A 26,572-nucleotide genomic window follows, 5' to 3' on the forward strand; every position below is an offset into this window, starting at 1 on the left:
CACCCAAACTGATCATTGGCGCCATGATGCGCAAGCTGGTGCACGTGGCATTCGGCGTGCTCAGGTCGGGGAAAATATTTGATCCGACCTTGCACGCCGCTTGACGGGGATAACAGTATCTACGCCACCAGGTTCGAGTAGGTCGGATTAGCGCGCAGCGCGTAATCCGACATCCTCACCAACGTTACAGCTTCAACCGCGCGCGCGCCGCATCGTATTCGGCCTTCAGGCGCGCCACCATCTCTTCCACGCTCGGCACGTCATCCATCAAGCCCACGCCCTGGCCCGCGCCCCAGATGTCGCGCCAGGCCTTGGCGCTGCCGGAACCGAAATTCATCGCGCTCTTGTCCGCTTCGGGCAAGGCTTCCGGATCGAGTCCGGCCGCTTCGATCGATTTTTTCAGGTAATTGCCGTGCACGCCCGTAAACAGGTTCGTGTAGACGATGTCGGCCGCGCTGGAATCGACGATGGCGTCGCGGTAGCCATCGCTGACGTTCGACTCCTTGGTCGCCAGCCAGCGCGAGCCGATGTAGGCAAAGTCCGCGCCCATCGCTTGCGCGGCCAGCACGGCGTCGCCCGTGGCGATGGAGCCCGACAGCGCCAGCGGGCCGTCGAAGAACTTGCGCACTTCGCCCACCAGCGCGAACGGCGACAGGGTGCCCGCGTGGCCGCCGGCGCCGCTGGCCACCAGGATCAAGCCATCGACGCCCGCCTCCAGGGCCTTTTTCGCGTGACGGATCGAGATCACGTCATGCAGCACGATGCCGCCATAGCTGTGGATGGCGTCGAGCATTTCCTTGGGCGGCGCGCGCAGCGAGGAAATAATGATGGGAATCTGGTGTTTCACGCACACTTCCACGTCATGTGCCAGGCGGTCGTTCGACTGGTGCACGATCTGGTTGACGGCGATCGGTCCCACTTTTTTATCGGGATTGGCGGCCTGGAAGGCGGCCAGCTCGGCCTGCAGCTCGGTGAGCCAGGTGTCGAGCAATTCGGCGGGACGCGCGTTCAGGGCCGGGAAGGAACCGACGATGCCGGCCTTGCACTGCGCCGCGACGAGGGCCGGGCCGCTGGCGATGAACATCGGCGACGCGATAACGGGTAAGGAAAGGTTTTGCAACGCAACAGGCAATGCCATGGCGGACTCGCTGGAAAGTTGATCGGACGTGAAAAACACACTGAACGTTGATTATAGTGCAGAAAAAGTACGGTCGTGCTGAATTTATCGCCTATCCGTGTCAGCCCTCGTTAAGCAAGTACTCACCCTCGACGCGTGCCGCTGTAGCCCTCACCAGCTGCGACACGGCCCACTCGGCCAGCGCGGCCGCCTCCTGGCGCAGGAAGCGCCGGTTGGCCTCTTCGAAGACGGGCATGCCCCGCAGCAGGGTCGGTATCTCGGCGAGGGCGATGCGCTGGCGTTCCAGCAGCAGGAATTTCAGCAGCACTTTCACCGCATTCTGCGCATTGCGCACGGGATCGGACGCCAGGTAATCGAGACGTGAATACGCGCGCTGCAGGGCGCCGGCGGCGTCCTGGAACGGCCGCCCGTGGCCGGGAATGACGACCTGCACATCGAGGCTGGCGATCAGGTCCAGCGTGGCGCGCGCTTCAGGGAAGCCGGAGCCGCCATCGAGTTCGGGGAAGATCACGCCAAAGCCGTTTTCCCACAGCGCGTCGGCGGAGATCAGGATGCCCTCCTCGGCGCAGTAAAAAATCAGCGAGTGCGGATCGTGGCCCGGCGCGCCCAGCGCCTGCCAGCGCATGTCGGCCAACGTCAACGTGTCGCCGGGCGAGACGGTGTCATCAAAGCCGAAGCGCGGACATTGCTGGCCCGTGGCCTGGAAACTCAGGGCGTCCACGTCCCACGCGCGCACCTTGTCCGCCTCCGACACGGGAATGGCCGTATGGCAGCCGTATTCCGCTTGCAGCAGCGCGTTGCCGCCGCAATGGTCGGAATGCAGATGGGTGTTGAACAGGCGGTCCAGGGGACGGCCAGCCAGGCTATGACGCAGGAGGGCCAGCGTTTGCGGCGCATGCGTGGCATAGCCGCTGTCGATCAGCGCCGTGTCGTCCCGGCCCTGGAACAGGATGTTATTCGACGACAGCCAGCCGCGTTCGAACACCTGCATGGCATCGGGGAACAGCGCTGGCGATCGCGGCATGGCTTCCTCAGTAGTCGGGCTCGAAATCGAGCTGGGATTCGCGTCCTGGCAATTCGGCCCACACAGCGCGCTTGAAGTCGTCGTCGGCCTTGCTCCAGGCGATGATCTCGTCGAGCGTGCGCAAGCAGCCTTCGCACAAGCCGCTGTTGCGGTTCATCTTGCACAGGCTGACGCAGGGCGACGGCACCGGCGACGGCAAGGGGAGCGGAACGGCGGGCGGAGGTGGGGGAACAACCATCATGGAGCGGCATCGGTGTAGGTACAGGCTTGCATTATGCCGCGAAACCGTGCCGGCGAGTCGGTGGCATCGCCATGCAATGTTTCTGTGAATATATTTTCAAGCAAAAATATGATCAAAAAACCATCTTCCAGGAATTTATTTTGCAGCCCATTCTCACTCTGCGAGTACCCGTCCTACAACACGATCAGGTCAGATCCTGCTTGACTTGAGATATTTCACAACTATACTACCATCCATACAGATGGCAATTGGATGCCACGTGGAGTTTTTGGAGAGATATGGCCAAGCAAGACAGCAAGCCCAAAATTGGGGAATCCGAGAAAATCACGATCAACCTCGGCTTGATCGACCTGGGGCAGATCGATCTGCTGGTCCAGGAGGGATTTTATTCCAACCGCACGGATCTGATCCGTACGGCCATACGCAACCAGCTGGGTATCCACGCCGACGTGGTGAAACAAACCGTCGCCCGTAAAAGCCTGGTATTGGGCATGCAGCACTATTCGCGCGCCGACCTGGAAGCGATCCAGGCAGCCGGCCAGCGCCTGCAGATACAGGTGCTGGGACTGGCCAGCATCGCCAGCGACGTCTCCGTGGAACTGGCACTGGCCACCATCGAGTCGATTTTCGTATTAGGTGCCCTGCACGCCAGCACCGTCGTCAAGACGGCGCTCGCAGGGCGAATTCACTAGCGTATTGGTTCGCGGCGATGACCCGGCCGATGCGCGGCACCGTTAAGGATGGTCATGAAACTCCCTCTCAACATGTTGGCGCAGATGCGCGCAGCAACCCGTAATCTGATGGGCCGCGGTCCCGCCGCCGCCACCGAAGCGATCCAGCAGGCGCTGTCTGCCGCCGGCCTGGCACCGCAGGCGACAGCCACGCAAGCGCCGCCGCCGCAGACCATCCGCGACATTAATCCGCCACCACCAGCGCAAGCCCGAGCCCGAGCCGAACAGCCGCAAGCTGCCGCCGCGCCAGAAACGCCTGATGCGCCGCCCACGCCCGCGCAAGCGGCGCAGGACTTCGCGCAGGATTTCATGGCGCGCCTGGGCGTGCCGGCCGGCCTGGGCCAGCACAGCTTCGACATGCCCAGCTTCGAGCTGCCGAATTTCCATCCGCCCGGCTTCAACGCGCCGGCCACCACGCCGGCGGAGGTGCCCGCTGGCGCGCAGTTCATCGACGGCGTGTACCGCAACCATGCGGGCACGCGCTCCTACAAGCTGTATATCCCCAGCAGCTACCACGGCCAGGCCATGCCGCTGATCGTCATGCTACACGGCTGTACGCAAAATCCCGACGATTTCGCCGCCGGCACGCAGATGAATGCGCTGGCAGAAGAAAAGGAATGCTTTGTCGTCTACCCGGCGCAGACGCAGGGCGCCAACAGTTCGCGCTGCTGGAACTGGTTCAATGCCATCGACCAGCAGCGCGACCAGGGCGAACCGTCGCTGATCGCCGGCATCGCCCGGCAAGTCATCGACGACTACCCGGTGAATGAACGCGAAGTGTTCGTCGCCGGCCTGTCGGCAGGCGGCGCCATGGCCGTCATCGTCGGCACCCTGTATCCGGACCTGTTTGCCGCCGTCGGCGTGCATTCGGGCCTGCCGTTCGCCTCGGCGCAGGACTTGCCGTCGGCACTGGCAGCCATGAAGGGCGGCGCCATGCCCAATGCCCAGCGCAAGGCGCCGGCGGGCGGCGTGCCCATCATCGTTTTCCACGGCGACCGCGACACCACCGTCAACCCGCGCAATGGCGATGAACTGATCGCCCAGGGCGTGCGCAGCCAGGCGGGCGGCAAGGCGGCCAAGGCCGCATCCATCGACGGCAGCGTGCCGAATGGCCACCGCTACACGCGCACCACGCACAGCCAGGCCGATGGCTCGCCGCTGGGCGAACACTGGGTCATCCACGGCGCCGGCCATGCCTGGTCCGGCGGCAGCAATAACGGCAGCTACACGGATGGCAAGGGACCGGACGCCAGCCGCGAGATGCTGCGCTTCTTCAAGACGGTCAGCTGATCCGTCAGCTGATGTTTTCGGTGTAGGGCGCGATCTGCCGCTGCTTGTCGGCGATCTCGCACACGCCGTCGGCGTAGCGGTGGGAGATGGCGATGAACTGGTCCTGGATCTGCAGGAAGGCGTCGACGATCTCGGCGTCGAAGTGCGAGCCGCGCCCCTCGACGATGATCTGCACGGCCTGCGCATGGTCCATGCCCTGCTTGTAGATGCGACGGCTGATCAGGGCGTCATACACGTCGGCCAGCGCCATCAGGCGCGCCGAAATCGGGATGGCTTCGCCAGCCAGGCCTTGTGGGTAGCCGCTGCCATCCCATTTCTCGTGATGGCTGTAGGCGATCTCTTTCGCGTACTTGAGGAAATCGACTTCGATGCCCAGCTCGTGTTCCGCCGCCAGGATGGCGTCGCGCCCGAGCGTGGTATGGGTCTTCATGATGGCCATTTCATGCGGTTCGAAACGCCCCGGCTTGAGCAGGATATGGTCGGGGATGCCCACCTTGCCGATATCGTGCAGCGGCGCCGTCTTGAACAGCAGTTCGATATTCTTGTCCGTCAAAAAATCGCGGAAACGCGGCAAGCCGCGCACCTTCTCGGCCAGCGCCTTCAGGTAATGCGAAGTGCGGCGGATATGGTTGCCTGTCTCGCTGTCGCGCGTTTCGGCCAGCGACGCCATGGCGTGAATGGTGACGTCCTGCAGCGCTGCCACTTCCTGCACCCGGCGCTCCACTTCCGTTTCCAGGTAATGATTCTGGTCGCGCAGGAAATCCTGCATCTGCTTCATCGCCAGCTGCGTCCTGATGCGCGCCAGCACGATGGGCGCTGAGATCGGCTTGGTGATGTAATCGACGGCGCCCAGGGCCAGGCCCAGCTGCTCGTCGGCCACCTCGCTCATGGCGGTGACGAAAATCACGGGGATGCCGGCCGTGGCGGGATCGGCCTTCAGCGCGCGGCACACATCGTAGCCGCTCATGCCCGGCATCATGATGTCGAGCAGGATCAGGTCGGGCTGGTCGCTGCCGGCGGCGATCTTCAGGGCGCGCTCGCCATTGACGGCGATCTTGGTGCGGTAATCGTCTTCCAGCACCGCGCGCAGCAGGTCGATATTGTCTGGCGTGTCGTCGACCACCAGGATGGTTGGCTTGCTTGCCGGCGCTTTCATGCCCTTCCTTCGCTCTGCATAGTTATCCTTGTCACAGTGTCAGCTCCAGCGCATCGGCCACCTCGCCCAGCTGCGCCAGCGCACCTTCGAAATCGTATTGTCCCAGCATGCGCTTCAACTGGCGCGCGTGTTCCGCCTGCCCGGCCGCGACCAGCACGGGGCCGATGCCGTCCAGGTGCTTGACGGCCTGCGCGTCGTCCTGCTGCAGCAGCTGCGACAGTTCGCGCAAGCCCGCTTCCAGGTACGCCCGGTCCACCGGCGCCACGTGCGCCACCGGCGCGCCGCCCGCCTCGGCCACATGGCCGCGCGACTGCATGGCCAGCACGATCTTCGGCACCAGCTCGTCGAGCGCCAGGGTGCAGGCGGCCAGCGCCTGCGGCAAGCCGTCGTGCGATCCCAGGCTGAGCAAGTGCTCGACCCGCGCGGCGCTGTCGGCCAGGCCGCCGGCGCCGATATTGCCGGCCAGGCCCTTCAGGGTATGCGCTTCGCGGATCGCCGTCTCGAGCTGGTTGTTCTCGATGGCGGCAACGATGCGCTGCATGGCATCGAACTGGGTTTCCACAAAACGGTCCAGCAATTTTCGCATCAAAGCGGTATTTCCGCCCACGCGGCGCATGGCTTCCGCCATTTTCAGGCCGGCGATCACGGGCAGCTCCGCTTCCGGCTGCGCCACCACCGCCGTCATTTCCTGCGGCGTGGCCGGCGCGATCCAGCGCGCCAGGGTGCCGAACAGCTGCGCCACGTCGATCGGCTTGGCGATGAAATCGTTCATGCCGGCGTCCAGGCATTTTTCCTTGTCGCCCACCATGGCATTGGCCGTCATGGCGATCACGGGCAAATTCGAATACCTGGGATCCTGGCGCAGCTTGCGCGTCGCCTGGTAGCCATCCATTACCGGCATCTGGCAATCCATCAGCACGCCGTCATAGGCGTTTTCCTCGATCTTCGCCAGCGCGATGGCGCCATTGCCCGCGATATCGACGCGGATGCCGGCGTCGTTGAGAATATGCTGCGCCACTTCCTGGTTCACTTCATTATCCTCCACCAGCAGAAGCCAGGCGCCGCGCAGGGCGCGCTCGTCGTCGCGGTAGCTGCTCTGGCGCTGCGTCTTGCGGCTCTGTCCCGTCACGCCGCCAAACACGAACGCTATCTGGTCGAGCAGGGTCGAGGCGCTGATCGGCTTGTTCAATACGCCGTCGAGCGGCAAGTCGCGCTGGCGCGCCGCCTCCAGCAGCGCTTCGCGATGGAAGGCCGTGACCATGATGCAGGCCGGCGTCGCATCGATGCCGACGGCATCGGCACGGATGCCGGCCAGGGTATCGAGGCCGTTCATGCCCGGCATTTTCCAGTCCATCAGCACCAGCCCGTACGGACGCCCCTCGGCGCGCGCCTGCGCCACGGCGCCGATGGCCAGCACGCCGCCAGACACGGCACGCGCCTCGAAGCCCAGCGCCGTCAGCATGCTGACGAAGATTTCACGCGCGCTGGGGTTGTCGTCGACCACCAGCACGCGCAAGCCCTCAAAGCGCTGCGGAGCAAGCAGGCTGTCGCGCGGCACGGCGGCCAGGCCGAAGCGGGCCGTAAAGAAAAAGGTGCTGCCCACGCCCGCTTCGCTGACCAGGTCGATCTCGCCTTCCATCATTTCCACCAGGCGCTTGCTGATGGTCAGTCCCAGGCCCGTGCCGCCATGGTGGCGCGTGGTGGAAGTGTCGGCCTGGGTAAAGGCCTGGAACAATTTGCTGCGCTGGGGCGGCGTCAGGCCGATGCCCGTGTCGCGCACATCGACGCGCAAGACAGCCGCATGTTCTTCCAGCTGCTGCAGGCGGATGGTGACGACGATCTCGCCCTTGTCCGTAAATTTGATCGCATTGTTGGTCAGATTGATCAGCACCTGGCCCAGGCGCAGCGGGTCGCCCTGCAATGCGTTCGGCACGTCGGGGGCGATGTCGAACAGCAGTTCCAGGCCCTTGTCCTGCGCCCGCATCACGGACAGGTCGGCGATCTGCGCCAGCACGTCCTCGAGGAAGAAATCGACTTTTTCAAAGGCCATCTTGCCCGCCTCGATCTTCGAGAAATCGAGGATGTCGTCGATAATGGCCAGCAGGTTCTTCGAAGCCGATTCCACCTTCTCCAGGTAGTTGCGCTGGGTCGACGTGAGCTCCGTCTGCAGCGCCAGGTGGGTCATGCCGATGATGCCGTTCATCGGCGTGCGAATTTCATGCGACATATTCGCCAGGAAGTCCGACTTCATCTTGGTCGCATCCTCGGCCACCTCGACGGCGTGGCGCAGGTCCTGTTCCACGGCCAGGCTGGTGCTCATGTCCTTGAGCGCCTGCAGCAGTTCGCCCGTCTCGTCGCGCGATGTCACTTCGATGACGGAACTGAGGTCGCCGTTGGCCACGCGCGTGGCGATCGCCACCGCCTCGCCCAACGGACGCGTGATCGAGCGCGCCGACCAGGCAAAGGCAAGCCCCGTCAGCAGGGCCGCCAGACCGATGCCGCCCATCAGCAGCAGCGAGGTGTCGATGTCGTTGCGTATCCGGGCCGCGCTGTCGCGGATCTGCTGCTGCTGCAGATCGTCGAGCTGGCCCACGTACAGCAGCACCTTTTCCAGCACCGGCAAGGTCTGCGTCTGCATGGCCTGCTCGGCGCGGGCATCCTCGCCGCGCTCGACCAGTTCGAACATCGTCTGGAGCGACACATAGTAGCCGGCGCGGGCCAGGTGCATCTGCTCCAGCAGGCGCCGCTCCTCGGGCCGCGCATCGAGACCGTCGAGGATGCGTACCTGCTCATCGATGTCTTGCTTGATCGCTTCCAGGCGCGCCTGATTCGCCTGGCGCAGCGCCAGCTCGTGCTGGTTCGGCAGGTTGCCGATGCGCGTGGCCGCCTCGCGCGCCAGCCCATGGATCTTGCTGGTGGCCTTGGCGGCGACCCAGTCGCGCTGCAGGATATCGTCGGTCTCGGCGCGGATGGCATAGATGCGGCTACCCGCCAGGACGATAACAACCAGCATCAGCACGATCAACATGGCATAACCGGCATTGATGCGCACGCCGATACTGATATCCCTGAAGCGCATGACTTTCCTATAAGAAATTCTTGAAAATCGAAGTCTGAACGTATTCCCCTACAAAATGCAAGGTCTTTTGCAAAGGAAAAGGCGTGCCGCAGCTCTTATTTGGCCGGCGTTGCTGCCGGGGGCGTCAAGGTGGCGATGCGGGCTTGCAGGCAGGCGGGGCACCAGCAGCCGACGGCGAGGCTGCCGGGCACGGGAACGGCCGGCGGCAGGGCCACGCACCAGCAGGGTTCCTTGGCGGCCGGATCGAGCTGGCCACACTGGAAGGTGGCGCCGCAGAGAGTGCACTGGCTCATGGCTGTGTGTGAATTGGCAAGTGTGTGTCATGCTGCGCCGGCATGCGACGCAGATGTAACTGGCAGGAAAAGGGCTGGCTGGGGGACATATCGGGCCAGACTATAGGATCATCAGGGAAAATACAACAAGATCGCCCTATAATGCCTCCAGGATTTTCTTCTTCCCTGTAAAATCGCACAAATCTATTTTCCGGACTCGCCATGAATCAACTAGCTAACTTGAACCTGGACATGAATGACGACTTGACGGCGGTGTCGCCGCAAATCAAGGCGCAGATTCTGGCCGAGGCCCTGCCATACATCCGCAATTTCCATGGCAAGACCATCGTCATCAAGTACGGTGGCAATGCCATGACGGACGAACGCCTGAAGCACGGCTTCGCGCGCGACGTCATCCTGCTCAAGCTGGTCGGCATGAACCCGGTCGTGGTGCACGGCGGCGGACCGCAGATCGACAACGCGCTGAAGAAAATCGGCAAGCAAGGCACCTTCGTGCAAGGCATGCGCATCACCGATGAAGAAACCATGGAAGTGGTGGAGTGGGTGCTGGGCGGCGAAGTGCAGCAGGATATCGTCATGCTGATCAACCATTACGGCGGCCAGGCTGTGGGCCTGACGGGCAAGGATGGCGGCTTGATCCGCGCGCGCAAGATGCAGATGCCGGACCGCGAACATCCGGGCGAATTCCTCGACATCGGCTTTGTCGGCGAGATCGACGCGATCAACCCGGCCGTCGTCAAGGCGCTGCAGGACGACGCCTTCATTCCCATCATTTCGCCGATCGGTTTCGGCCAGGATGGCCAAGCCTACAACATCAACGCCGACGTGGTAGCGGGCAAGATCGCGGAAATCCTGAAAGCGGAAAAGCTGATCATGATGACCAACATCGCCGGCGTCCAGGACAAGCAGGGCAACCTGGTGACCGACCTGTCCGCGCGCGAAATCGACGAGATGTTCGCCGATGGCACGATCTCGGGCGGCATGCTGCCGAAGATCTCGTCCGCGCTCGACGCCGCCAAGTCCGGCGTCAACACGGTGCACATCATCGACGGCCGTATCGAACACTCATTATTGCTGGAAGTGTTGACCGAGCAGGCTTTTGGTACTATGATCCGTTCGCACTAAAAAAATCGCAACGCATCACAGCGAGTAGTTTGGCGGCGCAGATCACCTGGCGCCGCTTTTAATTTGCCCTTGTAGCTCAGTGGTAGAGCACTCCCTTGGTAAGGGAGAGGCCACGTGTTCGATCCACGTCAAGGGCACCAACTATATATCCCCGTATCTGAAAAATGTCCATGGCTGCGTTGCCTCGCCTCGCCGTACATGCGTACTGTCTTCGGCTCGGCGCCTTGCCCTGAACACTTTTCATCTACTCTGCCGTCATCTCCCCATAGTAAAAATGTCCATGGCGGCGTTGTACTGCCTCGCCGTACATGCGTACTGTCTTCGTCAGTCCGCCTTGCCCTGAACACTTTTCCATCTGCTCTGCTGCCGGTTGCTGCGCGGCTAAGCCAGCGCTAATACACCCGCTCGACCTTCAAGCCCTTCTGACGCAATAAATCCGGAACGCTTTTCGTTCCCACCAGGTGCAGCACGCCGATGGCGGCCAGGCTGGACTTTTCGCGCGCCAGGAGTTTGGCGATGCCGTCGGCCAGGGCCGGGTTGCGGCCATCCAGCAACACCTTTTGCACGAACTGGGCGGCGAACGACGGGTCTGTCGCTGCCTTGGCGGCCAGCCTGTCGAAGGCGGCGGCATCGGCCGTGCGCCAGGCGTTGGCGATCTCGCGCGCTTCCTGGCTTTGCTCCTGGTCCTCGATCGACGCCACGCCGTCTTCCAGGAAGCGGCACTGGTCGGCCGGCGACATGGAGCCAAACAGCGCCATCTGGCCTTCCATCGACTCGAGTTCCAGCACGGGGATCTTGCGCGCCTTGGCCTGCTGCGACAGATAATTGTCGACGGCCAGGTCGGAGCGGTAGCCGAGCGTGGAAAATTCGCCGATGGCCAGCATGCTGGCCAGCATCCACGGCTTCATCGGCGCCACCGACTCGGCTGGAATGCCGTATTTTTGCAACAACGGCGCCAGGCGCGGCGCCAGCGTCTGGCGGCAGTCGGCAGGCACTTTGCTGCCCGGCGCTTCCATGCCGTATTTCAGCACGGCGCCCAGGGCGGCACGCGAATCGGCGCCGGGATCGATCTCCAGCGCCAGCGCGCCAGCCTGGTGCAGCGCCTGCGTCACCGTCGGTTCCAGCGGATAAAAATCGGCCGCGCCGACGTGGATGGTGCCGAACAGATACAGGGTATGGCTGGCATCCTGCACCTTGAACAGGGCGCCCCGGTTTTGCGCCACCGGCGGTGCTTCGGCAAAGGCCGCCGGCAACGGCAGCAAGAATAATCCGCAAAACATCACTATAATCTGGCGTCGCATGGTTTTCCTGATTGTTGAATTTTTCATCTTGCTTATCATCTTGCCTAAAGACTCCTGTGCCTGTGTCCCATCTTAACCGCTCGTCGCCGGTCTGGCTGTTTGACCTCGACAACACGCTGCACAATGCCTCGCACGCCATCTTCCCCACCATCACGGCCAATATGAACACGTATATTGCCCGCGTGCTGGGCGATGGCGTCACGCCGGCCGACGACGCCATCGTCAATGCGGCGCGCGCGGCCTACTGGCGCCGCTACGGCGCCACCTTGCTGGGCATGGTCAAGCACCATCAGGTACAGGCAGCCCATTTTTTGCACGAGACGCATAGCTTCGACGATTTGCGCGCCATGATACGCGCCGAGCGGGGACTGGGGGCTTTACTCAAACGCCTGCCTGGCCGTAAAATTTTACTCACCAACGCGCCGCTGCGCTATTCGAGCGACGTGATGCGCCACCTGGGCTTGCGCCAGCACTTTGCGCAGCATATCGCCATCGAGGCGATGCATGTGCACCGCCAGCTGCGGCCCAAGCCATCGACACTGATGCTGCGCAAACTGATGCGCAAGCACCAGATCCGCCCTGGCCGCTGCATCCTGGTGGAAGACACCCTGGCCAACCTGAAGGGCGCGAAAAAACTGGGCCTGCGCACGGCCTGGATCACGCAATACCTGAAAATGGCCGATCCGATCGGCGTGGCGAAGTTGCCCAAGGCGTTAAATCGCCCCGCTTACGTCGATGTCAAAGTAAAATCTGTCCGGCATTTGGCACGCCGCCTTCACCGTCTGCGTTGAAGGGGACTCCTGGGCTTCCGGTTGACGCCGGAAGCCGCACCGCTAGCGGCGGTGACGGACCTCCCCATCGAGGCAGCATTTTTTTTAACGACAAGAGAAAATATGGCAAGCACACCGCCGGGCCAACGCAGGCTACAAATTCTTCAGGCCCTCGCCGCAATGCTGGAGCAGCCGAAAGGCGAAAAGATCACCACTGCCGCACTGGCGGCCAGACTGACCGTGTCGGAAGCGGCCCTGTACCGCCATTTCGCCAGCAAGGCGCAAATGTTCGAAGGGCTGATCGAATTCATCGAGTCGAGCGTCTTCGGCCTGATCAACCAGATCGCGGAAAAGCACAGCGACGGCATGACGCAAACACGCGACATCATCGGCATGCTGCTCAATTTCGCCATCAGCAATCCGGGCATGACGCGCGTGCTGATCGGCGATGCGCTGGTCAATGAGGACGAGCGCCTGCAAGTGCGCATGAACCAGTTCTACGACCGCGTGGAACTGGCGCTCAAGCAAGCCTTGCGCGTGGCAGCCGCCGAAGGCCATGGCAAGGAAAGCGAAGTGGCGGCGCGCGCCACCCTGATCGTCAGCTTCGTCATCGGACGCTGGCACCGCTACGCCAAGAGCGGCTTCAAGATCAACCCATCCCAGGAAGCGGCGCTGCAAATCGCCATGCTGCTGGGGTAAGTCACCGCCGCGGCTGTCCCCATGCACACCGACTGTTTCGCCCTGCTCGACGACGCCAGCACGCCCGGCGCCGGTTCGCGCCTGTACACGGGCCTGGCGGCAGTCTTGCAGTGCACCGAGGGGCAACAGTGGCCCACCCTGCTCGCGGGGCTGCAAGAGGCCTTACAACGCGGCCAGTACGCCGTCAGCGTGTGCAGCTACGAACTGGGGGCCCACTTGCTGGGCATGCCACCGCGCGCGGCAGATCCCGGCGCGCCGCCGCTGGCGCAAGTGCTCGTCTTTGAACATTGCACGCAGCTGTCGCAGGATGAGGTGCTGCAGTGGCTGGCCGAACGTACGCCGGCGACGGCAACGCCGGCCGGCATCGCCGGCATCCGCGCGAATGTCGACCAGGCGCAATTTACGCAGGCGCTGCACCACATCCACGACTACATCGTGGCCGGCGACACCTATCAAGTCAACTACACCTATCGTTTGCGCTTCGACGCCTTCGGTTCGCCCCTGGCCCTGTATGCGCGGCTGCGCGCGCGCCAGCCCGTGCCGTATGGCGCGCTGGTGATGCTGCCCGATGGCGGCGCCCTGCTGTCGCTGTCGCCGGAGCTGTTCGTGCGCCATGCCCAGGGCGAGCTGATGGCGCGCCCCATGAAAGGCACGGCGCCGGCCGCCCCTGCGGACCAAGTAGCAGAAAACGCGCGCCGCGCCGCCGCCCTGGCCCATGATCCGAAGAACCGCGCAGAAAACCTGATGATCGTCGACCTGCTGCGCAACGACATCGGCCGCATCGCCGCCACGGGTTCCGTCAAGGTGCCGGCCCTGTTCGAGGTGACGCGCTACAGCAGCGTGCTGCAAATGACCTCCACCGTGCAGGCGCGCTTGCGCGACGACGCCAGCCTGGCCGACATCTTCCAGGCCTTGTATCCATGCGGCTCGATCACGGGCGCGCCGAAGCGCCGCACCATGGAAATCATCGCCGAACTGGAAGCGGCGCCACGCGGGATCTATACGGGCGCCATCGCCTGGTTCGATCCGCCGGGCGCCGGCGCTGCCCACGCGGTAGGCGACTTCTGCATGTCCGTGCCGATCCGCACCCTGGCCCTGCAAGCGGCTGGCCATGGCGGCATCCGGCGCGGCGAGATGGGCGTGGGCGCCGGCATCGTGCTCGACAGCGACCCGCAGGAGGAATTTGCGGAGTGCCAGCTCAAGGCCCGCTTCCTGACGGGGCTGAGCAACGACTTTGAACTGTTCGAAACCCTGCACGCCAGCCGTGCCGGTGGCTGCCGCCAGCAAGCGCGCCACCTGGCGCGCCTGGCCGCCTCCTGCGCCTACTTCGGTTTTGCCTGGAGTGACAGTGCCGCGCGTGCCGCGCTGCAGGCCGCCTGCGCGGCACGCCCCGACGATGCCCCCTTCCGCCTGCGCCTGGCGCTGCGCCAGGATGGCCAGTTCACGACGCAAAGCGGCGCGCTCACCGCCTTGCCGGACACGGTCAACATCCTGTTGGCGCCCGACGCCACCGTGGCGGACGACCTGTTCCTGCGCCACAAGAGCAGCGTGCGTGCACGCTATGACGCGGCCTGGCGCGCGGCCGAGGCGCAGGGCGGCTTCGACATGCTGTTCTTTAACGAACGGGGCGAACTGACGGAGGGCGGGCGCAGCAATGTCTTCGTCCGGCTGGACGGCCGCTGGCATACGCCGCCCCTGTCCTGCGGCCTGCTGCCCGGCGTGCAGCGCGCGGCCATGCTGGCCGATCCCGCATGGAACGCGCAGGAAACCATCATCACGCGGACCATGCTGGCGCAGGCCGAAGCGATTGTCGTATGCAACGCGCTGCGCGGGGCGCTGCCGGCACATATTATCGCTAGCGCCTGAAACCGTTCAGGGCAAGGCGCATTGCCGAAGGCAGTGCGAACGCACGACGAGGCACTGCAACGCCGCCATGGACTCCTGAAACAGTTCAGGGCAAGGCGCATTGCCGAAGGCAGTGCAACTGCACGACGAGGCATTGCAACGCCGCCATGGACTGTTTCAGCCGCTAGAGGTCCACCTGCATTTCATAACCGCCGTAGATCATCCGCTTGCCATCGAACGGCAGCTTGGCCGGGTCCATCATCTCGGCCAGGCGCGGATCTTTCATGACCTTGTCGTTGATTTCATCGCGCTTGGCGCGCGACGCATACACGATCCATGAAAACACCACCACTTCGCCATCCTGCAAGTCCACCGCCTGCGGGAACGAGGTCAGCTTGCCTGGCTTGACATCGTCGCCCACGCATTCGCGAAATTCCAGCGCGCCATACTCGCGCCAGACGGCGCCGCAACTGCGCGACATGGCCAGGTAGGCATCGAGCTTGGCTTTCGGTACGGGCACCACAAATCCATCGACATACGCCATGATGTTCTCCTTTGTTGTGACAAACGCGAACAACCAGCTTAGGACAATGATAGCAAGACGACAAGCGCAACATTAAAAAAAAAGCAGGCGTTCAAGCCTGCTTGCGTCTCGGCAACTTACAGCGCCAGCGCTTTTTCCACCGCGCCGACGAGTTTCTTGTCGTCCGGCGTCACCTTGCTGGGGAAGCTTTCCACCACTTTACCGTGGCGGTCGATCAGGTATTTATGGAAATTCCAGGCTGGCGTCTTGCCCGTCTGCTTGATCAGGTCCACATACAGCGGGTTCGGCGCGGGACCGGAGACGACGGACTTCGAAAACATGGGGAACTTCACGCCGTAGGTGTTGTAGCAGAAATCGGCGATTTCCTTGCTGTTGCCGGGTTCCTGCTTGCCGAAATCGTTCGACGGGAAACCCAGCACTACCAGGCCCTTGCTGCCATACTTGGCGTACAGCGCCTCGAGCCCTTCATATTGATTGGTAAAACCACAATAACTGGCTGTATTCACCACCAGCACCACCTTGCCCGCATACTGGCACAGGTTTTGCGGCGCTTCATCCTGCAGGCGGTTGAAGGTTTGCTTGAGGATGGCGGGGCAGGCGGCCGGAGCAGCGGTAGCTGTAGCGGCTTCGGCAGCATGGGCCGGCATGGCCAGGCTGGCACTGGCGGCAAGGGTGGTGAGCGCAAACAGCTGGGCAAGGGTCTTGGACATGAAGGGCACCATGGTTGAACGGAAAAAAACCATTCTATGTCAAACGCCGCGCGCGCGTATGAGACGGACAACAACAGCGATTGCTTGAGCGACATCAACGACAGTGCAGTACTTGCCCAGCGCACAGTTTTTTTACCTATGCTCGGCCTTCCTGTCCCTTTTCTTGCCCTGTGGAGTCGCCATGCCCTTCCCGCACCTGACCGTACTACCCTCCGCCCTGCTGGCTGCCAGCCTGCTCATCCTGGCGCCAGGCGGCGCGCACGCCGCCACGACGGCCAAAGCCGTCAAGCCCGCCGCGAGCAGGGACGCCCCCGCCCTGCCCGGCTACCAGGCCGACCTGAGCCAGACCACCGTATCCGGCCTGTCCTCGGGCGGCTTCATGGCGGCGCAATTTGCCGTCGCCTACTCGGCCACGGTGGCCGGCGCCGGCATCATTGCGGGCGGCCCGTATTTCTGCTCGGGCCAGCCAGGCCGTTTCCCCTACATTCCCTACCTGACGAATGCCCTGACCACCTGCATGAATCCGGGCAGCGCGCAGGTGGCGCCACCCGTGGCCAGCGAATTGCTGCGCGCGGCGAACGATTTTGCGCGCGCCCGTCTCATCGACGACACGGCCAACCTGAAACGCCAGCGCGTGTATCTGTTCAGCGGAACGAAAGACCAGACCGTGACGCGGCCGGTGGTGGAGCAGGTGGGAAAATTCTATGCATTGGCGGGCACGCCGGCCGAGCATATCCGCTTCGTCGACACGGTCGGGGCAGGCCATGCCATCATCACGGACAACAACCAGGACAAGGCTTGCGACGTAACGGCGTCGCCCTTCATCAATGACTGCGACTTCGTGCAGGCGCGCGACATCCTGCAGCACCTGTATCCGGACCTGCAGCCGTCGTCGACCACGCTGACGGGCAAGTTGATATCCTTCAACCAGCGCGCCTTCATCCAGAACGCGTACTCCAGCATGAACAATACGGGCTACGCCTACATCCCGAAAGCCTGCGACAGCGAGAGCTGCCGCGTGCACGTGGTGTTCCACGGTTGTTTGCAAACGACGCAGGCCATCGGCGACCGCTTCTATACCAGCACCGGCTACAACCAGGTGGCGGACGCCAACAAGATCATCGTGCTGTATCCGCAGGCCGAACCGAGCCCCGTCTACCCGTACAACCCGAAAGGCTGCTGGGATTTCTGGGGCTACACCAGCATCAATCCGATCGACCCGGATTTCTACCGCAAGAGCGGCACGCAGATGGAAGCGGTCAAGGGCATGCTGGACCGCCTCGCCGCGCGCCGCGGCTCGCGCTAGGCGACCTTAAATACCGCCCATGCAGATGTACTTGATGACCAGATAGTCCTCGATACCGTAGGTCGACCCTTCACGGCCCAGGCCCGATTGCTTGACGCCGCCGAAGGGCGCGATCTCGTTCGAGATCAGGCCCGTGTTGACGCCGACCATGCCCGTTTCCAGGCCTTCGGCCACGCGCCAGATGCGGCCGATGTCGCGCGAATAGAAGTAGGCGGCCAGGCCGAATTCCGTGTTGTTGGCCAGGGCGATCACTTCATCGTCCGTCTTGAAGCGGAACAGGGGCGCCAGCGGGCCGAAGGTTTCCTCGGTGGCCACGCGCATGTCGTTCGTCACATCGGCGATGATGGTCGGCTCGAAGAAGCCGTTACCCAGCGCATGGCGCTTGCCGCCGGCCAGCAGGCGGCCACCCTTGCCCAGCGCGTCGGCCACGTGTTCTTCCACCTTGGCGACAGCCTTGGCGTCGATCAGCGGGCCTTGCGTGACGCCCGCCTCGATGCCATTGCCGACCTTCAGCTTGGCCACGGCGGCCACCAATTTTTCGGCAAACGCGTCATACACGCTGTCCTGCACGTACAGGCGGTTGGCGCACACGCAGGTCTGGCCCGCATTGCGGTATTTCGAGGCGATGGCGCCTTCCACGGCGGCGTCCAGGTCGGCGTCGTCGAAGACGATGAATGGCGCATTGCCACCCAGTTCCAGCGACAGTTTCTTGATCGTCGGCGCGCACTGCTCGGCCAGCAGGCGGCCCACCTGGGTCGAGCCAGTGAACGTCAGCTTGCGCACGATGGGGTTCGACGTCATTTCGCCGCCGATGTCTTGCGGCGCGCCCGTGACGATGCTGAACACGCCCGCAGGCACGCCTGCGCGCTCGGCCAGCACGGCCAGCGCCAGCGCGGAAAACGGCGTCGCTTCGGCCGGTTTCAGGACCATCGGGCAGCCGGCAGCCAGGGCCGGGCCGACTTTACGGGTGATCATGGCGGCGGGGAAGTTCCACGGCGTGATGGCGGCGCATACGCCGATCGGCTCCTTGGTGATGACCAGGCGGCGGTCTGGCCACGGCGATTGCAGGGTATCGCCCGCCACGCGCTTGCCTTCTTCCGCAAACCACTCGATGAACGAGGCGCCGAACTGCACTTCGCCTTTCGCTTCCGGCAGGGGCTTGCCCTGCTCGGTGGTCATGATCAGCGCCAGGTCGTCGGCGTTTTCCAGGATCAGGTCATGCCAGCGGCGCAGCACGGCCGCGCGCTCCTTGGCCGTCTTCTTGCGCCAGGCGGGCCAGGCAGCATTGGCCGCCTCGATGGCGCGGCGCGTCTCGGCTGCGCCCATCAGGGGCACCGTGCCGATATGCTCGCCCGTGGCGGGATTGCTCACATTAATCGTCTGGCCACCATCGGCATCCGCCCAGGCTCCATTCACGTAAGCCTGGTGACGCAACAAGGTAGGATCTTTCAACTGCAGCATATGGATCTCCGGTCTGGTTTGAATTATCGACGAGGGATACTATGCCACAGCGCGGCCGATTCCGCAGGCGATGCGCGGAACTACTCGACCTTGAAAGACGACAGTTTCGGGTCCGGCGCCGGGTATTCCAGCTTCATGCCCTGCAGGGTTTCCAGCAGCAGGGACGCCACCACCAGGTTGCGCTGCGTCTTGGAGTTCGATGGCACCACGTACCACGGCGCGTGGTCGGCATCCGTCTCGCGGATCGCCGTTTCATAGGCGCGCTGGTAGCCATCCCACTTCTTGCGCTGGGCGATATCGTTGGGATCGAACTTCCACTGGCGGTCGGGATCGTCGAGCCGCTCCTGCAGCCGTCCGCGCTGCTCGTCCTTCGAGATATGCAGGAAGATTTTCAGGATGACGGTACCTGTTTCGCTCAGCATGCGCTCGAAATCGCGGATCTGCGCGTAGCGGCGCTGGCATTCGGCCTTGTCGATCATGTCCTGCACGCGCGTGATCAGCACATCCTCGTAATGGCTGCGGTTGAAGATGGCGATCTCGCCCTTGACGGGCACGTGCTGGTGCACGCGCCACAGGTAATCGTGCGCCAGTTCGATATCGGTAGGCCCCTTGAACGCCACGGCGCGGATGCCCATCGGATTGATGTTGCTGAAGATCGCCTTGACCGTGCCATCCTTGCCCGACGTATCCATGCCCTGCAAGACCAGCAGCACCTTCTTTTTGTGCTGCGCATACAGCATGCTCTGGCACTCGGCGATCTGCGCCGTCAGGGCCACGGTTTCCTCGCGGTCCAGGGCCTTGCATTGGGCTGCAGTCAGCTTCTTGTTCGCCGCCTTGGTGGCAGCGCCCAGCAGGCGCTTGCCGGCGAAATCCTCGTTCAGCTCAAAATCCTTGCCGGCACGAAATTGTGTGCGCGCCTTCATGCCGCCACCGCCAGCTTGCGGTGCTCGATTTTTGTGCAATGGTCCATCACCACCTCCAGCCCCGCCGCCCGTGCCACCTGCGCCGCCTGTTCGTTGACGACATCGAGCTGCAGCCACAGGCAGCCGGCCTTGACGGCAATGGCTTCCTCGGCGATGGGCAGGATGTCTGCCGACTTGCGGAAGCAGTCGACGATGTCGATGCGCGCCGGCGCCACGGCTGCCGCAGCCTCCGTCAGGCTGGCATAGGCGCGCTGTCCCAGCACATCGCGCCCGGCGAGGGCCGGATTGACGGGCAATACGCTGTAGCCCTGCTGCAGCAGGTAGTCGGCCACTTCATGGCTGGCGCGTTCGGGCTTGTCGGACATGCCGACGATGGCGATGATGCGGCTGTCTTGCAGGATGCGGGCGATGTTGGGCATATTCGGGTCGTAGTTAGGCGTGCGACATTGCCCGCCTAGCGTAGCAGATTCCCGTCCCGCCGGGAGCTAGCCAGAAGACTTAGCCTTACGCACGGCCGTCATCTTCGCCACGAAGGCTTGCGCGCGCGCCGTCACGGCCGCGTAATCTCCCGTGGCGCCCGGGCCACTCAGACTGCTGCCGATGCCCACGGCCACGGCGCCGCTGGCAAACCATGCATGCAGGTTTTCCACCGTCACGCCGCCCGTGGGCATCAGCGGCGCTTGCGGCAGGGGCGCGCGCAGGGCCTTGATGTAGGCGGGACCGAACATCTCGGCGGGGAAGACCTTGACGATGTCGGCGCCGGCCTGCAGGGCCGTGACGATCTCCGTCGGCGTCATCGCCCCCGGCATGGACAGCACCTGGTAGCGCTGGCACAGCGTGATGGTCTCCACGTTCACGCCGGGCGAGATGATGAATTGGGCACCGGCCAGGATGGCGGCGCGTGCCGTCTCCGTATCGAGCACCGTGCCCGCGCCCAGCAGCACGTCATGGCCATGGCGTTCGCGCAGGGTGCGCAGCACGCCCAGGGTATCGGGCGTGGTGAACGCCACTTCCAGCGCCGTGATGCCGCCGGCGATACATGCCTCGGCAATCTGCACGGCCGCCTGCGCCGAAGAGGCGCGCACGATGCCGACCATGCCCCGTTCGATAATGCCCTCGAAAACCGTGTGCTTCTGCATTTGCTCTCTCCTGTCAGGCCGGCAGGGCGCCAAAGCGCACTTCCGGCAAACCGCGCACGCCCACCTGGCGCGCATGAAACAATCCCCCGGCCAGCGGTTCGCTCGCCAGCTGGGCCGGGGTCAAGCTCTCCTGCGCCGTCGTGACGAACAATTCGTCGTAGTGCGGCCCACCCAGGCTCACGCAGCTGGGCTGCGAGACAGGCAGGCTGATCTTGCGCTCGACGCTGCCGTCCGGCGCGAAGCGCAAGACCCTGCCGGCGCCCCACTGCGCGCTCCACAGGTAGTCATCCGCGTCGATGGTGGCGCCGTCGGCGGCGCCCGGCCCCGGATCGAGCACGGCAAACACGCGCACCCGGCTGGCGTCGCCCCCCAGGTAATCATCCCAGCGATAGATCGCCTTTTTCATCGAATCGCAGAAGTACATGGCCGTGCCGTCAACGCTGAAGCAGATGCTGTTCGAGATGGCGATCTGCGGCAGCGGCAAGCGCTCCAGGGTCAAGTCCAGGTTGAGGCGATAGAAGCTGGCGATCGCATCGCGGCACGGGCGTTCATCGAGCGTGCCGAAGACAAAGCGTCCCTGGCGGTCGCAGCGGCCATCGTTCAGTCGCGTCATGGGCAAGTCCCCCTCCACCGTGTGCAAGCGCGTGACGGCCCCGCTGCGCGCGTCAAACCAGGCCAGTCCGGAAGCCAGTCCCAGCAACAACACATCGTCGCTATCCGTCAGCGCGAAGCACGCCAGGCGCTCGGGCATGGCCCAGCTCTGGCGCTCGCCCGTGTCCAGCACCAGCGCATGCAGCTGGCAGCCTTCGATATTCGTCCAGAAAACGCGGCCGCTGCGTTCGCACCAGCGCACGCCCTCGCCCAGGAAGTGCTGCGCATCGACCAGTAGTTGGGCCTGTGTCCCCATCATTTTTCCTTGTTTTTCAGTGTGATTCGCGCGGAACCGCGGAGCCGCGGCAGCCGACGAGAAAGTCCAGGTCCGCGCCTTCGTCGGCCTGCGTCACGTGCTTGATATACATCGACTGGTAGCCGCCCTTCATGGCCGGCGGCGGCGCGCTCCACTCGGCGCGCCGGCGCGCCAGTTCGGCCTCGTCGACGTCCAGGTGCAAGCGGCGCCCCGCCACATCCAGTTCAATCATGTCGCCATCGCGCACCAATGCCAGCGGCCCGCCCACGGCCGCTTCCGGCGCCACGTGCAGCACCACCGTGCCGTAGGCCGTGCCGCTCATGCGCGCGTCCGAGATGCGCACCATGTCGCGCACGCCCTGCTCCAGCAGTTTTTTCGGCAGTCCCATATTGCCCACTTCCGCCATGCCCGGATAGCCCTGCGGGCCGCAATTTTGCAGCACCATCACGCAACTGGCGTCGATATCGAGCGCGGGATCGTCGACGCGTTTTTTATAATGCTCGATGCTGTTGAAGACGACGGCGCGGCCACGGTGCTGCATCAGTTCCGGCGAGGCGGCCGACGGCTTGATGACGGCGCCGCGCGGGGCCAGGTTGCCATGCAGGACGGCGATGCCGCCTTCGTCCTTGAAGGGCTGCGCCAGCGGCGTGATCACCTCGGGATTGAAATTTTCCGCTTCGGCCACGTTGACGGCCATGCTGGCGCCCGTGACGGTGAGCGCCTCGCCATGCAATTTGCCCAGCAGATCGCGGATGATCACGGGCAGGCCGCCCGCATAGTAAAAATCTTCCATCAGGTACTGGCCCGACGGCATCAGGTTCAGCAGGCAGGGAATGTCGCGGCCCAGGCGGTCCCAGTCACCCAGGCGCATGTCCACGCCGATGCGCCCGGCGATGGCCAGCAGGTGGATCACGGCATTGGTCGAGCCGCCGATGGCGCCGTTGACCATGATGGCGTTTTCAAACGCTTCGCGCGTGAGGATCTGCGACAGTTTCAGGTCTTCATGCACCATATCGACGATGCGCCGGCCCGTCAGCTGCGCCTGCAGCTTGCGGCGCGCATCGACGGCGGGAATGGCCGCGTTGCCGGGCAAGGTCACGCCCAGCGCTTCGACCATGCTGGCCATGGTGGAAGCCGTGCCCATCGTCATGCAGTGACCGGCGGAGCGCGACATGCACGATTCGGCCTGCTTGAATTCGTTTGAGGTCATGCGCCCTGCCCGCACGTCTTCGGAAAACTTCCACACGTCCGTACCTGAACCGATCGGTTTGCCGCGGTAATTCCCGTTCAACATGGGACCGCCCGACAGCACGATGGTCGGCAAATCCACGCTGGCCGCGCCCATCAGCAGGGCCGGGGTGGTCTTGTCGCAGCCCGTCAGCAGCACCACCCCGTCGATCGGGTTGGCGCGGATCGATTCTTCCACATCCATGCTGGCCAGGTTACGGAACAGCATGGCCGTCGGGCGCAGATTCGTCTCGCCCAGCGACATGACGGGAAATTCGACGGGAAAGCCGCCCGCTTCGAGCACGCCGCGCTTGACCATCTCGGCCAAGTCTCGGAAATGGCCATTGCAGGGCGTCAGCTCGGACCAGGTATTGCAGATGCCGATGACGGGGCGGCCATCGAAAGCGTCGCTGGGATAGCCCTGGTTCTTCATCCAGCTGCGGTGAATAAAACTGTCCTTGTCGTCGCCGCCAAACCACGCTTGCGAACGCAAGGGACGCTTGTTCTTGTTGCTGCTCATACTGTCTCCTGCGGGGAAATCAAGCCGCGCGCGGCGGCGATCAGCAGCGCACCGTGACCGGCCAGATAGTCTTGCTGCTGGTCGTCGACGATGATGCGCTTGCCATAAAAAAATCCGTGTTCTTCGATCAGCAGCCCGAGCGCCTGGCGCAGCATGGGTTTACCGGTAATGACGAGTGGCGTATCGGGCCGCATCTGGATGGCGGTGCTGTTGCGCAGCGCCAGCAGGTCGCCGCTGAGGACGGCACCCATCAGGAAATTGGCCCGCTCATTGCATTCGACAGCGCTGAACTGGCCCAGGGTGCGCACGCTGAAGCAGGCGCGCGCCAGCCCCGTTTTTTGCGCCGCGGCCGCGCCGGCCAGCAGCATTTTCGGCACCAGGGTCTGGGCAAATCCGCCCTCGACCGATTGCTTGATCAGGGTGTGCTGCGTGATCGCCTGCAGCAGCTCGCCCGCGATGGTGGTGCTGCAGCCGAGGATGCGACGCTGCTCGTCCACGCTGATCAGTTTGGTATGCGAGCCGGGCATGATCAGGGTCGCCGCGCCCCGCAACTGCAGGCGCTCGAGCAGCGCGACGACTTCCGTCTCTTCGCCGCGCATCATATCCATCGCTTCGACGTTATGCAGGCCGACGGCGCCATGCTGGTTGCGCACGCCGGGAATCAGCCACAGGGGCTGCGCCAGCACGTCGGGCAAGTCCACCGCCTGCATGCCTTGCGCCAGCTGGGCCAGGCCGGCAGGCGCCGGCAAATGCGGTACCTCCCGCACCCCCATGGGCGAAGTGATCATGCCAGACGCCAGCGCCAGATCCACCTCGGATGGCGCGATGCCGGCACCGGCCAGCACGCTGGCGATGGTGTCGCGCAGCGCCTGTTTCAGCGCGCCGTTATGGCCATCGATGGCGGTATTGCGCACGCCCGTTTCCAGCTGCGCCTGGGCGACGACGGCGCCCGCGCGCCACAGCAAGGTACGCGTATTGGTAGTGCCGGCATCGATGGTGAGTATGTTCATGGGCAGGTTCGCAGCGTCGGTCAGGACAAAAATAAATGAGGGAAAAACTACCCCATGGTAGAACTGCCCCGCATATCTGACCAATCACTTATTTGACATCATTGATACCGGTTCGGATATGTCAAACGCATCGATATCCTGCACGCCCAAACGGTAGGCAAGGTTGAAGCGCCTCGCCTCTCCCGGCTGCAGTTGCACGCCCTGCGCCAGCAGGGAAAAACAGCGCGCATCGGAATACAGATGGCAGCTGTCCTGGGTGCTGGAAAAACGCAAGACCCGGCCCGACGCGGGGTCGGCAACCCGTGCCGCCTCGCGCAGCTGGCCGCTGCCCGTCCAGTAAAAGTCATGCCGGAATCCCGGCGATTGCGCCAGCGCGGGCCAGGCCAGGCGCGAAGCGAGCGGCGCCGCGTGACGGAAGTCGAATGCGCTGCCCGCCACATCGAGCGGAGCGCCGCCCGCGCAGCCGCCGGGCCGGTAGCGGTCGGCGGCCAGGCGCAGTACATGGTCGCCCACGCCGGCACGGCCACCCTGCAGATTGAACAGGGGCGCGGCAAGAGAGAAACGGGAAGCCGCCTCGGCCGTGGCATCGCAATCGAGGTACAGGCTGCCATCGTCGTCAAGCCGGTAGGCCAGGCGCACCGACAGACCATCTTGCGCCAGGTGCAGCCGCAAGTGGCCGTCGTTTGGCGCTGCGCCCTGCCAGCCCGTGGACGCACGCGCCGCCGGGGGCACCGCGCCCAGCACATCGGCCAGACGGCCATAGCGGTCGGGCGCCCACCAGGCCCGCACGCTGGCATCGTGCGCGTCGATGGCCACGCACATGCCGCGCGCATTGCGCAGCAGATGCATCATGGCGCCGGCCCGGGCGCTGGCGGCGGCCGGCTGCGCTGCTGGAATTCGCGCGGCGTGCAACCGAGTTCGCGCTTGAAGACGGCATGCATGTACTGCACCGTGGTAAAGCCGCAACGCACGGCCACCTCGGCCACCTGCCCCGGCCCGCGCGCCAGCAGGGTCTTGGCCGCATCGAGCTTGAAATGCAGGATTTCATCGTGCACGCTACGCCCCAGCTCGTGGCGGAAGTGCGCTTCGAGCGAGGAGCGCGAGACCCCCACGTAATCGGCCACCTGCTCCGTCTTGATGCCCTGGCAGGCGTACTGGCGGATGAAGTGGCGCGCCTGCATCACCTGTGGATGCTGGAAGGGCTGGTGGCGCGTGGAAGCGAGCACGTTCAGGCCGGCCGGCGGCACGAGGATGCGTGTGCCGGACAGGCGCGCGCCATTCAACATCTGGTGCAGCAAATGCGCCGCCGTGCGGCCCATTTCCTCCGTGCCCTGGATCACGGAACTCAATGGAATGCGCGTGAGCATGCGCGCCAGCGGGTCGTTGTCGATGCCGATCAGGGCCACTTGCTCCGGCACGGCGATCCCCGCATGCATGCATGCCTGCAGCAGCTGGCGCGCGCGCGCGTCGCTGACGGCGATGATGCCGACGGGTTTTTCCAGGCTGTTGAGCCAGGCGATCTGCTGCTCCACCGCTTCGTCCCACGAGGGCGCGCTGGTGGCGACGCCACGGTACACGTCGGCGCGCATATGGTCGCGCTCCATCAAGGCGCAAAATGCCGTTTCGCGCTCCTGCGCCCAGCGGTTGACATCGGCCTCGGGCAGGCTGAAACAGGCAAAGCGGCTCAATCCCGCTTCCACCAGGTGTTCATAGGCCAGCTTGACGATCTTGAAATTATCGGTCGCCACATAGGGAATATTGGCCGGATAGCCCTCCTCCTTTGCGTACGAGCCGCCGACGGCCACCACCGGCAGGTGGCTGTTGGCCAGCGCCGCGCAGACGGCCGGGTCGTCGAAATCGGCGATGATGCCGTCGCCCTGCCAGCGTTCGATGCCGGGCAGGCGGCAGCGGAAGTCCTCTTCCAGGAACAGGTCCCAGGATACGCGCGTGGTGTTCAGATACGCCGCAATGCCGGCGATGATGTCGCGGTCATAGATTTTATTCCCGTTAAACAGCAGCGCGATCCGGTGCGCGGTCGGCAGTTTCATGCAGGTGTCTCCTCCATGTGGCGGCCAAAGAAGTATCTCTGGCCGCACGACGTAGTCAGGCCTTTCGGGACCTCGAAAAACCGTA

Annotated in this window: 25 protein-coding genes, 1 tRNA gene and 1 pseudogene; 9 read left to right on the plus strand and 18 right to left on the minus strand. The window is 64.0% G+C overall.

Going from position 1 to position 26,572, the window contains the following annotated elements; genetic code table 11:
• A pseudogene (locus O3297_RS26115) lies at nucleotides 1-104 on the plus strand (IS110 family transposase); the annotation flags it as partial.
• Between the two features lie 80 nt (nucleotides 105-184).
• Here the strand turns inward: O3297_RS26115 and O3297_RS26120 are convergent.
• The 3 genes from O3297_RS26120 to O3297_RS26130 form a co-directional block, all read right to left on the minus strand.
• A complete protein-coding gene (locus tag O3297_RS26120) occupies nucleotides 185-1,138 on the minus strand; it encodes a nitronate monooxygenase family protein (RefSeq protein ID WP_034752807.1) in 954 nt (317 codons plus the stop codon).
• A gap of 100 nt (nucleotides 1,139-1,238) precedes the next feature.
• A complete protein-coding gene (locus tag O3297_RS26125; RefSeq protein WP_305050843.1) occupies nucleotides 1,239-2,162 on the minus strand; it encodes an MBL fold metallo-hydrolase in 924 nt (307 codons plus the stop codon).
• Nucleotides 2,163-2,169: 7 nt separating this feature from the next.
• Nucleotides 2,170-2,403, minus strand: coding sequence for a DUF1289 domain-containing protein (locus O3297_RS26130; RefSeq protein WP_257217450.1), 234 nt, complete (start codon nucleotides 2,401-2,403; stop codon nucleotides 2,170-2,172).
• A gap of 278 nt (nucleotides 2,404-2,681) precedes the next feature.
• Here O3297_RS26130 and O3297_RS26135 point away from each other — a divergent pair, with 278 nt between their 5' ends.
• Nucleotides 2,682-3,095 (plus strand): CopG family transcriptional regulator, encoded by a 414-nt coding sequence (locus O3297_RS26135; RefSeq protein WP_034783786.1) that lies wholly within the window; start codon nucleotides 2,682-2,684, stop codon nucleotides 3,093-3,095.
• A 54-nt stretch (nucleotides 3,096-3,149) separates the two neighbouring features.
• The gene (locus O3297_RS26140; RefSeq protein ID WP_305050844.1) at nucleotides 3,150-4,424 is read left to right on the plus strand and encodes a PHB depolymerase family esterase; all 1,275 of its coding nucleotides are present in this window, start codon (nucleotides 3,150-3,152) and stop codon (nucleotides 4,422-4,424) included.
• 4 nt (nucleotides 4,425-4,428) lie between these two features.
• Here O3297_RS26140 and O3297_RS26145 read toward each other — a convergent pair whose 3' ends face one another.
• From O3297_RS26145 to O3297_RS26155, 3 genes are all read right to left on the minus strand, one after another.
• Nucleotides 4,429-5,580 (minus strand): two-component system response regulator, encoded by a 1,152-nt coding sequence (locus O3297_RS26145; protein WP_034783788.1) that lies wholly within the window; start codon nucleotides 5,578-5,580, stop codon nucleotides 4,429-4,431.
• A gap of 31 nt (nucleotides 5,581-5,611) precedes the next feature.
• Nucleotides 5,612-8,659: a response regulator gene (locus O3297_RS26150; protein WP_305050845.1), complete on the minus strand. Its 3,048-nt coding sequence runs from the start codon at nucleotides 8,657-8,659 to the stop codon at nucleotides 5,612-5,614.
• Between the two features lie 95 nt (nucleotides 8,660-8,754).
• Nucleotides 8,755-8,952: a cysteine-rich CWC family protein gene (locus O3297_RS26155; RefSeq protein WP_305050846.1), complete on the minus strand. Its 198-nt coding sequence runs from the start codon at nucleotides 8,950-8,952 to the stop codon at nucleotides 8,755-8,757.
• Between the two features lie 231 nt (nucleotides 8,953-9,183).
• On the opposite strand from O3297_RS26155, the gene argB reads away from it, so the two are divergent.
• Nucleotides 9,184-10,077, plus strand: a complete 894-nt coding sequence (gene argB, locus O3297_RS26160) for an acetylglutamate kinase (RefSeq protein ID WP_010393729.1) — start codon at nucleotides 9,184-9,186, stop codon at nucleotides 10,075-10,077.
• Between the two features lie 65 nt (nucleotides 10,078-10,142).
• A tRNA-Thr gene (locus O3297_RS26165) sits at nucleotides 10,143-10,217 on the plus strand.
• A gap of 252 nt (nucleotides 10,218-10,469) precedes the next feature.
• On the opposite strand, the gene O3297_RS26170 is transcribed toward O3297_RS26165, so the two are convergent.
• Complete coding sequence (locus O3297_RS26170; RefSeq protein ID WP_305050847.1) at nucleotides 10,470-11,339, minus strand: TraB/GumN family protein; 870 nt, start codon at nucleotides 11,337-11,339, stop codon at nucleotides 10,470-10,472.
• Nucleotides 11,340-11,434: 95 nt separating this feature from the next.
• Here O3297_RS26170 and O3297_RS26175 point away from each other — a divergent pair, with 95 nt between their 5' ends.
• From O3297_RS26175 to pabB, 3 genes are all read left to right on the plus strand, one after another.
• Nucleotides 11,435-12,169: a pyrimidine 5'-nucleotidase gene (locus tag O3297_RS26175; RefSeq protein ID WP_081345803.1), complete on the plus strand. Its 735-nt coding sequence runs from the start codon at nucleotides 11,435-11,437 to the stop codon at nucleotides 12,167-12,169.
• Nucleotides 12,170-12,271: 102 nt separating this feature from the next.
• On the plus strand, nucleotides 12,272-12,847 hold the full coding sequence (gene slmA / locus O3297_RS26180; RefSeq protein WP_034752791.1) for a nucleoid occlusion factor SlmA: 576 nt from the start codon (nucleotides 12,272-12,274) through the stop codon (nucleotides 12,845-12,847).
• A gap of 21 nt (nucleotides 12,848-12,868) precedes the next feature.
• A complete protein-coding gene (gene pabB / locus O3297_RS26185) occupies nucleotides 12,869-14,713 on the plus strand; it encodes an aminodeoxychorismate synthase component I (RefSeq protein ID WP_305050849.1) in 1,845 nt (614 codons plus the stop codon).
• 163 nt (nucleotides 14,714-14,876) lie between these two features.
• On the opposite strand, the gene O3297_RS26190 is transcribed toward pabB, so the two are convergent.
• Together O3297_RS26190 and O3297_RS26195 are read right to left on the minus strand one after the other, a co-directional pair.
• Nucleotides 14,877-15,236, minus strand: coding sequence for a DUF1428 domain-containing protein (locus O3297_RS26190; RefSeq protein ID WP_070258351.1), 360 nt, complete (start codon nucleotides 15,234-15,236; stop codon nucleotides 14,877-14,879).
• Between the two features lie 116 nt (nucleotides 15,237-15,352).
• Nucleotides 15,353-15,946 carry a glutathione peroxidase gene (locus O3297_RS26195; protein ID WP_099389835.1) on the minus strand — a complete coding sequence of 198 codons (594 nt, stop codon included), beginning with the start codon at nucleotides 15,944-15,946 and terminating at the stop codon, nucleotides 15,353-15,355.
• 181 nt (nucleotides 15,947-16,127) lie between these two features.
• Between O3297_RS26195 and O3297_RS26200 the strand changes: the two genes are divergently transcribed.
• Nucleotides 16,128-17,252 (plus strand): poly(3-hydroxybutyrate) depolymerase, encoded by a 1,125-nt coding sequence (locus O3297_RS26200; protein ID WP_305050851.1) that lies wholly within the window; start codon nucleotides 16,128-16,130, stop codon nucleotides 17,250-17,252.
• Between the two features lie 6 nt (nucleotides 17,253-17,258).
• On the opposite strand, the gene gabD is transcribed toward O3297_RS26200, so the two are convergent.
• The 9 genes from gabD to O3297_RS26245 form a co-directional block, all read right to left on the minus strand.
• Entirely contained in the window at nucleotides 17,259-18,713 is a 1,455-nt protein-coding gene (gene gabD, locus O3297_RS26205; RefSeq protein WP_305050852.1) for an NADP-dependent succinate-semialdehyde dehydrogenase, read from the minus strand.
• Nucleotides 18,714-18,793: 80 nt separating this feature from the next.
• Nucleotides 18,794-19,636 (minus strand): PPK2 family polyphosphate kinase, encoded by an 843-nt coding sequence (locus O3297_RS26210; RefSeq protein WP_070279946.1) that lies wholly within the window; start codon nucleotides 19,634-19,636, stop codon nucleotides 18,794-18,796.
• Nucleotides 19,633-20,055, minus strand: a complete 423-nt coding sequence (locus tag O3297_RS26215; RefSeq protein ID WP_305050854.1) for a CoA-binding protein — start codon at nucleotides 20,053-20,055, stop codon at nucleotides 19,633-19,635. The genes O3297_RS26210 and O3297_RS26215 overlap by 4 nt, the downstream gene beginning before the upstream one ends.
• Before the next feature lie 66 nt (nucleotides 20,056-20,121).
• Nucleotides 20,122-20,775: a bifunctional 2-keto-4-hydroxyglutarate aldolase/2-keto-3-deoxy-6-phosphogluconate aldolase gene (locus O3297_RS26220; protein WP_305050855.1), complete on the minus strand. Its 654-nt coding sequence runs from the start codon at nucleotides 20,773-20,775 to the stop codon at nucleotides 20,122-20,124.
• 13 nt (nucleotides 20,776-20,788) lie between these two features.
• Nucleotides 20,789-21,685 (minus strand): SMP-30/gluconolactonase/LRE family protein, encoded by an 897-nt coding sequence (locus O3297_RS26225; RefSeq protein ID WP_370385450.1) that lies wholly within the window; start codon nucleotides 21,683-21,685, stop codon nucleotides 20,789-20,791.
• A 13-nt stretch (nucleotides 21,686-21,698) separates the two neighbouring features.
• Nucleotides 21,699-23,429, minus strand: a complete 1,731-nt coding sequence (gene araD / locus O3297_RS26230) for an L-arabinonate dehydratase (protein ID WP_034783805.1) — start codon at nucleotides 23,427-23,429, stop codon at nucleotides 21,699-21,701.
• On the minus strand, nucleotides 23,426-24,439 hold the full coding sequence (locus O3297_RS26235) for a 2-dehydro-3-deoxygalactonokinase (protein ID WP_305050857.1): 1,014 nt from the start codon (nucleotides 24,437-24,439) through the stop codon (nucleotides 23,426-23,428). The genes araD and O3297_RS26235 overlap by 4 nt, the downstream gene beginning before the upstream one ends.
• Before the next feature lie 84 nt (nucleotides 24,440-24,523).
• Nucleotides 24,524-25,291 carry a hypothetical protein gene (locus tag O3297_RS26240; protein ID WP_305050859.1) on the minus strand — a complete coding sequence of 256 codons (768 nt, stop codon included), beginning with the start codon at nucleotides 25,289-25,291 and terminating at the stop codon, nucleotides 24,524-24,526.
• A complete protein-coding gene (locus O3297_RS26245; RefSeq protein WP_034783809.1) occupies nucleotides 25,288-26,487 on the minus strand; it encodes a DNA-binding transcriptional regulator in 1,200 nt (399 codons plus the stop codon). Before O3297_RS26245 ends, O3297_RS26240 begins: the two co-directional genes overlap by 4 nt.
• Nucleotides 26,488-26,572: the final 85 nt, after the last annotated feature.

This window comes from Janthinobacterium sp. SUN128, from assembly GCF_030587275.1.
Taxonomy (GTDB): Bacteria; Pseudomonadota; Gammaproteobacteria; order Burkholderiales; family Burkholderiaceae_D; genus Janthinobacterium; species Janthinobacterium lividum.

What these genes read in the sequence shown, in the direction of transcription:
- O3297_RS26120 (WP_034752807.1), bottom strand. Translation starts at nt 1,138, where the DNA reads ATGGCATTGCCTGTTGCGTTGCAAAACCTTTCCTTACCCGTTATCGCG.
- O3297_RS26125 (WP_305050843.1), bottom strand. Translation starts at nt 2,162, where the DNA reads ATGCCGCGATCGCCAGCGCTGTTCCCCGATGCCATGCAGGTGTTCGAA.
- O3297_RS26130 (WP_257217450.1), bottom strand. Translation starts at nt 2,403, where the DNA reads ATGATGGTTGTTCCCCCACCTCCGCCCGCCGTTCCGCTCCCCTTGCCG.
- O3297_RS26135 (WP_034783786.1), top strand. Translation starts at nt 2,682, where the DNA reads ATGGCCAAGCAAGACAGCAAGCCCAAAATTGGGGAATCCGAGAAAATC.
- O3297_RS26140 (WP_305050844.1), top strand. Translation starts at nt 3,150, where the DNA reads ATGAAACTCCCTCTCAACATGTTGGCGCAGATGCGCGCAGCAACCCGT.
- O3297_RS26145 (WP_034783788.1), bottom strand. Translation starts at nt 5,580, where the DNA reads ATGAAAGCGCCGGCAAGCAAGCCAACCATCCTGGTGGTCGACGACACG.
- O3297_RS26150 (WP_305050845.1), bottom strand. Translation starts at nt 8,659, where the DNA reads ATGCGCTTCAGGGATATCAGTATCGGCGTGCGCATCAATGCCGGTTAT.
- O3297_RS26155 (WP_305050846.1), bottom strand. Translation starts at nt 8,952, where the DNA reads ATGAGCCAGTGCACTCTCTGCGGCGCCACCTTCCAGTGTGGCCAGCTC.
- argB (WP_010393729.1), top strand. Translation starts at nt 9,184, where the DNA reads ATGAATGACGACTTGACGGCGGTGTCGCCGCAAATCAAGGCGCAGATT.
- slmA (WP_034752791.1), top strand. Translation starts at nt 12,272, where the DNA reads ATGGCAAGCACACCGCCGGGCCAACGCAGGCTACAAATTCTTCAGGCC.
- pabB (WP_305050849.1), top strand. Translation starts at nt 12,869, where the DNA reads ATGCACACCGACTGTTTCGCCCTGCTCGACGACGCCAGCACGCCCGGC.
- O3297_RS26190 (WP_070258351.1), bottom strand. Translation starts at nt 15,236, where the DNA reads ATGGCGTATGTCGATGGATTTGTGGTGCCCGTACCGAAAGCCAAGCTC.
- O3297_RS26195 (WP_099389835.1), bottom strand. Translation starts at nt 15,946, where the DNA reads ATGTCCAAGACCCTTGCCCAGCTGTTTGCGCTCACCACCCTTGCCGCC.
- O3297_RS26200 (WP_305050851.1), top strand. Translation starts at nt 16,128, where the DNA reads ATGCCCTTCCCGCACCTGACCGTACTACCCTCCGCCCTGCTGGCTGCC.
- gabD (WP_305050852.1), bottom strand. Translation starts at nt 18,713, where the DNA reads ATGCTGCAGTTGAAAGATCCTACCTTGTTGCGTCACCAGGCTTACGTG.
- O3297_RS26210 (WP_070279946.1), bottom strand. Translation starts at nt 19,636, where the DNA reads ATGAAGGCGCGCACACAATTTCGTGCCGGCAAGGATTTTGAGCTGAAC.
- O3297_RS26215 (WP_305050854.1), bottom strand. Translation starts at nt 20,055, where the DNA reads ATGCCCAACATCGCCCGCATCCTGCAAGACAGCCGCATCATCGCCATC.
- O3297_RS26220 (WP_305050855.1), bottom strand. Translation starts at nt 20,775, where the DNA reads ATGCAGAAGCACACGGTTTTCGAGGGCATTATCGAACGGGGCATGGTC.
- O3297_RS26225 (WP_370385450.1), bottom strand. Translation starts at nt 21,685, where the DNA reads ATGATGGGGACACAGGCCCAACTACTGGTCGATGCGCAGCACTTCCTG.
- araD (WP_034783805.1), bottom strand. Translation starts at nt 23,429, where the DNA reads ATGAGCAGCAACAAGAACAAGCGTCCCTTGCGTTCGCAAGCGTGGTTT.
- O3297_RS26235 (WP_305050857.1), bottom strand. Translation starts at nt 24,439, where the DNA reads ATGAACATACTCACCATCGATGCCGGCACTACCAATACGCGTACCTTG.
- O3297_RS26240 (WP_305050859.1), bottom strand. Translation starts at nt 25,291, where the DNA reads ATGATGCATCTGCTGCGCAATGCGCGCGGCATGTGCGTGGCCATCGAC.
- O3297_RS26245 (WP_034783809.1), bottom strand. Translation starts at nt 26,487, where the DNA reads ATGAAACTGCCGACCGCGCACCGGATCGCGCTGCTGTTTAACGGGAAT.